The following is a 9418-nucleotide window of genomic DNA, read 5'->3' on the forward strand; positions in this document are numbered from 1 at the left end:
GGGGGGCGATTCCCGCTCATTCCTTGCGCTGGCCGGTCAGCCGCAGGCCGCGGCCGATCCATTGCGCGGTCAGCTTCTCCTGGACGGCGTTCTGGCGAAGCCGCTGGTTCAAACCGGCGAAGTCCACCCGGTCCAGGCTCTGGTCCTGGTTGAAGCAGGAGAAGACCACCGTCTCCTCTCCCGTCACCGGGTCGATGTGCCGTTGCAGGCACTGGGCGCAGATCTCCTTCATCATGCATTGCATGGGGGAATTGATGGAGCCGATGGCCGCGTGGCCGGGCTTCAGCCAGGGCTTCAGCACGCCGTGCCGGGCCGCCCCCACCGCCGCCATCATGCGGTCGGACCCGATGGCGACGATGCGGTCCACCGTCTCCAGCGGGATGTCCACCGGACCCAGCTCGCCCGCCGCGTAGGCGCGCATGGCCTCGACGATGGTGCCGACGACGGTCAGGTCTCCGGGGCGGGAAGGCGCGAAGCCCGGCGCCTCGTCGCAGCACCAGACGACGCGGTCGGCGGCGGCCTCGATCTGTTCGACCTTGTAACGATCCTCCATCCGCTTGTAGCCGGCGAAGTAGACGACCTTGCAGCCGCGCGCCCGGCAGGCCTGCCCGATGGAGAAGAGCACCGCGTTGCCCAGCCCGCCGCCGACCAGGGCCACCGTCTCCCCCTCGGGGATCTCGGTCGGGGCGCCGGTCGGCCCCATCACCACCACCGGGTCGCCGGGCTTCAGCAGGGCGCAGAGGTCGGACGAGCCGCCCATTTCCAGCACGATCAGGGAGAGCAGCCCGGCCGCCTTGTCCACCCAGGCGCCGGTCAGGGCCAGCCCTTCCATGGCCAGCGTGGTCCGGCCGATCCGTTGCGCCAGCGTTTCGAAATTCTGGAGCCGGTAGAACTGTCCGGGTTCGAAACGGCGCGCCGCGGCGGGGGCCTTCACCACCACTTCGACAATGGTCGGGGTCAGGCGGGAGACGCTGTGCACCAGGGGCCGCAACTCGGCGTTCAGGCGCCGCACCAGCGCGTCCGGCGTGACCGCGGTGGGCGCCCGGCGGGCCAGCGCGCGGCTGACCACCGGATAACCGCGCTTCGCCCCCCCCATCGCCTTCACCACATTGCCGGAAAAGGACGGGTGCAGGTCGCCGAAGAAGCTGAGGAACCGCCCATCCGGCGCACGGGCCATCAGCACATGGACCTGCGCCGGCTTGCTCAGCCGTTCCGGGGTCACCGGCTTGCCGTCCTCGTCGATGGCGCGGAAGCAGCGCCCGTCCAGTTCCACCCACTCCGGCTCCTCGCGGGCGAGGACGGTGTTCGGCTGGGTGCCGGCGGCGACCAGGATGGTGCGGGCGGGGATGCGCGCGTCCACCGCGGCGGGGGCCACCACCCCGTCCGGCCCGACCGGGCTGATCGCCAGATGCAGCGCCTGGGCGGCCCCCGCCTCGTCGATCTCCACCCCGCGCGGGGCGGCGCATTCCAGGAAACGGATGCCCTCGGCCAGCCCGTGCGCCACCTCCTCGTGGTTCAGCGTGTAGCTGGGGCTGTCGATCAGCCGCCGCCGGTAGGCGATGGTCGAACCGCCCCAGGACTGGAGCAGCGCCGTCACGCGCGGCTCCCGCCCCTCGTCCCCCGCCGCCAGACGCTCCGCCCGGATGGCGCGGGCGTGGGCCAGGAACTCGTCGGCCAGGTCCGCCTCGTCCGGCGTCCAGCGGGCGCGCACCGCCGCCTCCCCGCGCTCGGCGGCGAGAACCTCGTAGCGGGACAGGAACTTCTCGACCTGGACGGGGTAGTAGGCCAGCGCCTCCGTCGCCGTGTCGATGGCGGTCAGCCCGCCGCCGATGACCACGATGGGCAGCCGGACCTGGAGGTTGGCGATGCTGTCCGCCTTGGCCGCCCCGGTCAGTTGCAGACCCATCAGGAAATCCGACGCCTGCCGCACGCCGCGGGCCAGACCGTTCGCCATCGGCACGACGGTCGGCTTGCCCGCCCCCATGCACAGCGCGATGTGGTCGAAGCCGAGCTCCAGCGCCCCGTCGATGGTCAGCGTGCCGCCGAAGCGCACCCCGCCGATGATGGTCATGCGCGACCGGCGTTCCAGCAGCAGCCGGATCACCTTCAGGAAATTCTTGTTCCAGCGCACGGTGATGCCGTACTCGGCCACCCCGCCGAAGCCGGCCATGACCCGCTCGTCCAGCCGGTCGTAAAGGTCGCGCACGTCGCGGATGGGCCGGAAGGGCACCCGCGTGCCGCTGGGCAGGACGCCCGACAGGTCGGCGGGCAGCGGTTCGATCTTCAGGCCGTCGATGCCGACCACCGTGTGGCCGTCGTTCATCAGATGGTGCGCCAGCGTGAAGCCCGCCGGCCCCAGCCCGGCCACCAGCACCTTGCAGCCGCTGTCCGGCCTCATCAGCGGGCGGCGCAGGTCCAGCGGGTTCCAGCGGGTCAGCAGGCTGTAGATCTCGAAGCCCCAGGGCAGTTCCAGCACGTCCTTCAGCGTGCGCGTCTCCGCCTGCGGGATGTCCACCGGCTCCTGCTTTTGATAGATGCACGCCTTCATGCAGTCGTTGCAAATGCGGTGGCCGGTGGCCGCGCACATCGGGTTGTCCACCACCACCATGGCCAGCGCCCCGATGGGCACGCCGTCCGCCTTCAGCGCGTGCATCTCGGAAATCTTCTCGTCCAGCGGGCAGCCGGCCAGCGTGACGCCGAAGGCGCTCTTCTGGAACGCCCCGGTCTTGCGGTCGCGCAACCCCTTGGAGCAACTGTCCTTGCCCTGGTTGTGGCACCAGATGCAGTAGTTGGCCTCGTCCAGCGCGCCGGCCAGATCGGTGCCGGGGTCGGTCAGGTGGAAGCCCTGCCGCTCGCGGCACGCCCCGTCGGGCAGCCGCATCATGGTGACGCCGTGCCGTTCCACCGTCTCCACGGGCACGAGATGCGCCGGGTCGGTGCGGTGCGGCACCTGGAACAGAACGCCGCCGCCGTGCCGGGCACGCCCGGCCTCGCTGAAGAGCGCCCAGGCGGCGTATTGGGCGGCGCTGTCCAACTGGTCGGCGTGGGCGGCCTCGTCCTCCATCCAGGACAGCACCTGCCGGGCGAATCCGGCCTCGGTCAGCGGGCTGCCCAGCCAGTCCTCCAGCCGGGCGGCCAGTTCCGCCCCGTCGAGCGCCGCCACCTCCTCCGGCTTCACCGCCTTGGCGGCGCGCCGCTGAACGAACAGGCGCTTGGCGGTGTAGAGCGGCGCCAGCGCCGTGTGGCGGGCGCGCAGTTCGTCGAGCGCGGTGCGGATGCCGAACAGGTCGCCGATGAAATCCTCGGCATGGGGGGCGAGCGCGATCAGAAGCTCGCTTTCCGCCTTGGCCTCCGGACCGTCGGGCTGGGCGCGGGCGGACAGCAGCCGGTTGGCGAGCGGAAGGTCCGCATCGGACAGCCGGGCGAGAAAGGCGCGGTCGAGCCGGGCCAGCCCGTCCTGCCTGTAAAGCTCGTGGAACGCCACGCCGAAGCCGAGGGTGAGGTCCGCCATCGCCGCCCCGCATCCGAAGCCGTTGGTAAGACTGATATTTGTAACACCCGGGACCCGCCGTCCAAACCCGAAACCCGCCCCCGGCGCGGCGGGGTAACCCGTGTCCGTTTGACGCAGCCGGCGCCGCACCCCACATGAGCCGGAGGTCCCTATCCCCCCGGACCCTTTCCGCATCATCCGGAGCCGCCCGTCCGTGACCGCCATCACCGCTCCCGCCATCGCCGGTAAAGACGTCCGCTCCCCCGCCTCCACCCGCCCCATCGCCTATTGGCTTCTGGTCTGCTGCGCGATGGTTTTCGCCATGGCCGTCATCGGCGCCATCACGCGCCTGACCGAATCCGGCCTGTCGATGGTGGAGTGGAAGCCGCTGATCGGCATCCTTCCCCCCCTGTCGGAGGCGGAGTGGACCCGCGTGTTCGGTCTCTATCAGGCCACGCCGGAATTCCGCATCTACAACTCAGCCATGGATCTGGCGGCCTTCAAGCGGATTTTCTGGTGGGAATGGTTCCACCGGCTGTGGGGCCAGTTGATCGGCTTCGTCTTCCTGATCCCCTTCCTGCGCTTCTGGGTCAACGGGCGCATCCCCGCCGACCTGTGGCCGAAGCTGGCCGGGCTGTTCCTTCTGGGCGGGCTACAGGGGGTGATCGGCTGGTACATGGTGAAGAGCGGGCTGGTGGACCGGCCCGAGGTCAGCCATTACCGGCTGGCGCTGCATCTCGGCACGGCGATCCTGATCTACGGGCTGCTGCTGCGCACGGCACTGGGGCTGCTCGACCCGCTGCCGCTGGCCGGCTGGGCCACGGAGTCGCACCGGCTGCGTCGGCACGCGCGCTGGGCGCTGGGGCTGACCGGCGTGACCATCGTCTGGGGCGCCTTCGTCGCCGGGACGGACGCCGGGCTGGCCTACAACACCTTCCCGCTGATGAACGGGCACATCGTCCCGCCGGAGGTCGGCAACCTGACGCCCTGGTGGATCAACGTCGTCGAGAACACCGCGGCCATCCAGTTGACCCACCGGGCGCTGGCCCTGCTGACCGGCGTCGTGATCCTGGGGCTGGCCCTGCGGGTGTGGGTGGCCCACCTGCCGGGCCGGGCCGGGCGGGTGGCGCTGCTGACCGCGGCGATGGTGCTGGTCCAGATCGGGCTGGGCATCGCCACGCTGCTGAGTTTCGTGTGGATTCCGCTGGGTGCCGCCCATCAGGCCGGCGCGATCCTGCTGGTGTCCGGGCTGGTCTGGCTGCTCCACGAGCTGCGCCCGGTGGGCGGCCCGAAGCGCTGATGCGGTGATGTCCCCTCTCCCAGGGCGGGAGAGGGGTTTACTTGCTTCAATCGTGCCTGCGGATGAAGTCCCGCACCGCCGGCATGATGCTTTCGCGCCAGCGCCGGCCGTTGAAGATGCCGTAATGGCCGACGCCCTTCTGATAATGGCGTCCCCGCATGTCGTCCGGCAGCGAGGCGCAGAGGCGGTGGGCGGCCTCGGTCTGGCCGGGGGCGGAGATGTCGTCCAGTTCGCCTTCCACTGTCATCAGGGCGGTCTTGCGGATCGCCGCCGGTTCCACCCGGCGCCCGCGGGACTCCATGGTGCCGTTGGCTAAAGCGTGCTTCTGAAACACCGTCTCGATGGTCTGCAGGTAGAATTCCGCCGACAGGTCCATGACCGACAGATACTCGTCGTAGAAACGGCGGTGCTGCTCCGCGGAATCGCCGTCGCCGCGGACGAGGTGGCGGAACAGGCCCAGATGCTCCCCGATGTGGCGGTCCAGATGCATGGACATGAAGCCCGAAAGCTGGATGAACCCCGGATAGACGTGACGGAAGCCGCCTGGATAATAGGCCGGGACCGTGGTGACGACGTTGCGCTCGAACCACGATAGCGGGCGGGTCGCGGCCAGCTTCACCGGCACGGTCGGGTTGGCCATCGGGTCGATGGGGCCGCCCATCAGCGTCATCGAGCGCGGCTGCACCGCCTCGTCCCCCGCTGCCATCAGCGACACCGCGGCCAGCACCGGCACCGCCGGCTGGCACACCGCGATGACGTGGGTCTGCGGCCCGAGGAACCGGATCAGTTCCGCCACCGTGTCGATGTAGTCGTCCAGGTCGAACCGCCCGCGCGCCAGCGGCACCAGCCGGGCGTCGATCCAATCGGTGATGAAGACGTCATGGTCGTCCAGCAGCGCCGCCACCGTGCCGCGCAGCAGCGTCGCGTGGTGGCCCGACATCGGGGCGACGAGCAGGACGCGCGGCTGCGCCGGCGTGCCTTCGGGCTTGGCGAAATGCAGCAGGTTGCAGAAGGGCTTGCGGTGGGCGATGCGCTCCGTGACCGCCACGGTCCCGCCGTCCACCCGCGCGGTCTTCAGGCCGAACTCCGGCTTGGGGAAGCGGCGGGTGGTGCGTTCCACCAGTTCCGCGCCGGCGGCCATGGCGCGCCCGACGCGGGTGTAGGAGACCGGGCTGAAGGGATTCTGGAAGGTGTGCTGGGTGGCCTCTGCCAGCAGGCGCATCGGGCGCAGGGCGGCGTGCTGGAGATCGTAGAGATGATAGAGCAACAGATCCTCGCTAAAGCGGTTGATCCCACGCCCGATCGGCTGGGGTGGCCTGTCATTGGTCGTATGACCAACAAACAGTCTGGCCGGCTCCTACCCAAAAGGTCAATAGCCGACGCCCCGGGTCGGGCAAAAAATTTCATGGGAAACAGTCCGCCGCGCGAAACAGGCCGCGCGTTGCCGCGCTGCAAAAGGGTCAAGCCCGATGGAGGGGGCACCTTGCGCCATGCCCCGTGCCGGAACCGGCGCCGCCGTTTTCCGACGGTCCGATGCTGCGGATGACGCGGCCTGTGGCCACCGGTCAGACATACGCCAAATCCGCCGCCAGCCAGCACGTCTTCATCAGGCTGTTGCTCTCCATCACACCGCCGATGTAGAGCAGATTCACCTGGAACTGGGTGAGCTTCACGACGATCACCTGGCCACGGGAAATGTGCCGGCCGGTCGTTCCCCAGAACTCACAAAGCACTCCGCTGCGAGGGGCGACGGTGGAAATCGCATTCATATTCGCCAGAGCTTTCATGAGCTGTGCATTGTTCAAAACATCCTCAAAATCTTTATAAAACAATGCACCATTTTCTTTGAGGCAATATTGAGAAAGCCCTGTTTTTGCACTCGAAATTTTCGGCCTTCTTTTATGGCATAAGCGAATTCTTCTTGTGTTGTTGAAATAAAGGCTTCCATTGACCGTGAAGTAGCCCGACGCCGATGTCGCAAAGCTGATCTTGTCGACGGTAAAATCGTCATCGATCGGTTTGTCGGGAGGAACGTTGCTCGGAATCAATTCGCCATACCGATCGAGAAAATTCATCTCCACATCGGTTTTCGACAGCTTGGGCATGTTGCCATTCCTCCCTGAACGGATTCGGTTGAGGCAACCCCGGGGATCGGCGCGGCCGGAGACGGTTGCCGGACGACCGAAAGCCCGAAGGCAGCGATGCCGAAAGGACGTTCGACGGAAGGATGGCGTGAAGGAGGGACCCGGCCTACGGAACCGCCACGGTGGCGCGCACCGGCAGATGGTCGGACGCCCGGCGGGTCAGCACCGTGCGCACCACCTCGTAGGCCGGGATGGTCAGCCCGTTGTTCACATAGATGCGGTCGAGCCGCAGCGTGGGCATCCGCGCGTGGAAGCTGCGCGGGCTGGCCCAGTCGGGGAACGCCTCGGCCAGCTTGCGCAGCCGGGGGGAATTGGGCGCCCATTCGTTGAGGTCGCCCATGAACAGGGTCGGGAGGGCCGGCTGCTCCTCCAGCAGGTCCACGATGGCGCCCACCTGCCGCGCCCGCTCCCACGGGTCGAGGCCGAGATGGGCGACGATGATGCGCACCGGGCGCCCCTGCACCTCCACGATCACGTCGATGCCGCCGCGCGGCTCCCGCCGTCCGACGCTGAGGTCGATGGGCACGCATCGCAGGACCGGCAGCCGCGTCAGGATGGCGTTGCCGTAATGGGCGTGGGCGTTGTGCTTGGTCGGGCCGGCGTGGGCCTTCAGGCCGGTCGCCCGTTCCAGGAAGGCGAACTGGTCCAGCCCGGATTCGCCGCGGTGGTGCCAGCCGACCTCCTGTAGGCCGACCAGATCGACGTCCAGCTCCTTGATGACCTCGGCGATTCGGTCCGGCGCGAAGCGCGCGTCCAGCCCGACGCAGCTGTGGATGTTCCAGGTCGCCACGCGCAGCGGCGCCATGCCGTCCGGAACCGTGCCGCTGCGGCTGTCCACGCGGCGTTTCGGGCGGCGGACGCGGGCGGCGCGCAGCGCGGAGGCGATCCGCTCCACACGCTCTCGGCTGAATCGGATCACCGCTGTTGGTCTCCCTTGGCTGCCAGTCTCGTGCTTGGCCTTCCGGTTCCCAGGAGCCGCACCAGCCGGTTGCCGGCCCAGCCCAGCCCCAGCGCCACCGCCCCCACCAGCCCGAGAAGGGCCATGTCGGCGGGCGTCGGGTCCGTCAGCACACGCTCAAGCTGGTGCCCGAGCAGGTTGAAGGCAAGGATTCCCGGCGCCATTCCCAGCACCGTTCCGAACAGATAGTCGAGAAATCGGATGCGGGAAGCCCCCGCGACGAGGTTCACGACGGTGAAGGGCGCCACCGGCACCACCCGCAGCGCCGCCATGGCCAGCACGCCGCTTTCGCCCAGCGCCGCGCTGGCCCGCCGCACCACCGCCCCGCCGTACCGCTCGATGGGGCGCTGGCCGGCGAGGCGGCCCACCCAGAACAGCGCCGCGGCGGAGGCCAGCACCCCGGCCAGCGCGGTCGGGAAGCCCATCCACGGCCCCAGCGCGATGGCCGTCGCCGCGATCAGAAGCAGCACCGGAAACAGCACGAAGCCCCCCGCCACATAGAGCAGGATCAGCCACAGCGGCCCGAAGGCCGACTCGCGCAGCCGCCCGAAGGCGTCCAGAACCGCGTCCAGCGTCGCCCAGTCGCGCAGCGGCGTGTGGTTCCACACCCCCCACACCCCGCCGGCCACCGCCAGGATGATGCCCAGCGCCAGCCAATGATGGCGCCGCGGGATGCGCGACGGCAGGACGCGCCGCACGATCTCCACCGCGCCGACCGGGCGTTCCGGGTCGAAGACCTTGGCATCGGCGACGGCGGCGGCCAGCAGGCCGGGGTCGGCGTCCTCCAGCAATTCCAGCGTCCGCCCGCCGGGCCGGCGCAGCGCCTCCACCGTGCGGACCAGCGAGCCGGAGCGGCGCAGCTCCGCCGCCACGCTTTCTGGCGCCACTCCCAGATGCTCGGCGATCAGATCGTCGCGCACCCCGGCGATGGCGTGCCGCGCCTCGCGCCCCTCCTCCCGCCCGTGGGGGGCCTCCAGCGCCAGATCGCATTCGGTGTCCAGCCCCATCGACCGGTTGTTCAGGTTGGCCGAGCCGATGCGCAGAAGCCGGTCGTCCACCACCATCACCTTGGCATGGACGGTGATGCCGACGCCGCCGGTCCGGGCGATGTAGAAATGGAAGCGCCCGTTCCGGTCGGCCTCCCGCAGCTCCTTCACCAGCCGGGCGCGGGCGCCGAGCATGACGGCGTTCTCCAGCCAGCTCGTCGTGCGGGCGGAGTTGACGATGACCACCTCCGGCCCGTCCGGCTCGGCCAGCCGCGCCTTCAGCGCCTCGGCCACGGCGACGGAGGCGAAATACTGGCTCTCCATGTAGATGAAGCGCCGGGCCGAGGCGATGGCGGCGGCGTAGAGCGCCTCGACCTCCCGCACCTCGTCGCGCCCGTTGTAGGCGGGTTCGGTGCGGGCGATGCCGACGGGCATGCCCTTCAGCAGCGGGGCGAGCTGGGGTGGCCAGGGGTCGGGGCTGTCCGGCCCGGCCCGCCGCGCCTTCAGCCGCAGCCGGCGCCGGGGGCGCAGAACGCCGCC

Annotated in this window: 6 protein-coding genes; 1 reads left to right on the forward strand and 5 read right to left on the reverse strand. The window is 69.5% G+C overall.

Going from position 1 to position 9418, the window contains the following annotated elements; all coding sequences use genetic code 11:
• Window positions 1–16: 16 nt before the first annotated feature.
• A complete protein-coding gene (locus QSG27_RS14255) occupies window positions 17–3511 on the reverse strand; it encodes a pyridine nucleotide-disulfide oxidoreductase (RefSeq protein WP_306707181.1) in 3495 nt (1164 codons plus the stop codon).
• A 193-nt stretch (window positions 3512–3704) separates the two neighbouring features.
• On the opposite strand from QSG27_RS14255, the gene QSG27_RS14260 reads away from it, so the two are divergent.
• Window positions 3705–4790: a COX15/CtaA family protein gene (locus QSG27_RS14260; protein WP_306707183.1), complete on the forward strand. Its 1086-nt coding sequence runs from the start codon at window positions 3705–3707 to the stop codon at window positions 4788–4790.
• Window positions 4791–4836: 46 nt separating this feature from the next.
• Here the strand turns inward: QSG27_RS14260 and QSG27_RS14265 are convergent, their stop codons facing one another.
• From QSG27_RS14265 to QSG27_RS14280, 4 genes are all read right to left on the reverse strand, one after another.
• A complete protein-coding gene (locus QSG27_RS14265) occupies window positions 4837–6057 on the reverse strand; it encodes a polyhydroxyalkanoate depolymerase (RefSeq protein WP_306707185.1) in 1221 nt (406 codons plus the stop codon).
• A 298-nt stretch (window positions 6058–6355) separates the two neighbouring features.
• Window positions 6356–6895, reverse strand: coding sequence for a hypothetical protein (locus tag QSG27_RS14270; RefSeq protein ID WP_306707186.1), 540 nt, complete (start codon window positions 6893–6895; stop codon window positions 6356–6358).
• A gap of 145 nt (window positions 6896–7040) precedes the next feature.
• Entirely contained in the window at window positions 7041–7853 is an 813-nt protein-coding gene (locus QSG27_RS14275) for an endonuclease/exonuclease/phosphatase family protein (RefSeq protein ID WP_306707188.1), read from the reverse strand.
• The coding region (locus QSG27_RS14280) for a VTT domain-containing protein (protein WP_306707190.1) at window positions 7850–9418 on the reverse strand (1569 nt) is incomplete at its 5' end. The genes QSG27_RS14280 and QSG27_RS14275, both read right to left, overlap by 4 nt.

The organism is Azospirillum isscasi (assembly GCF_030849505.1).
GTDB lineage: Bacteria > Pseudomonadota > Alphaproteobacteria > Azospirillales > Azospirillaceae > Azospirillum > Azospirillum isscasi.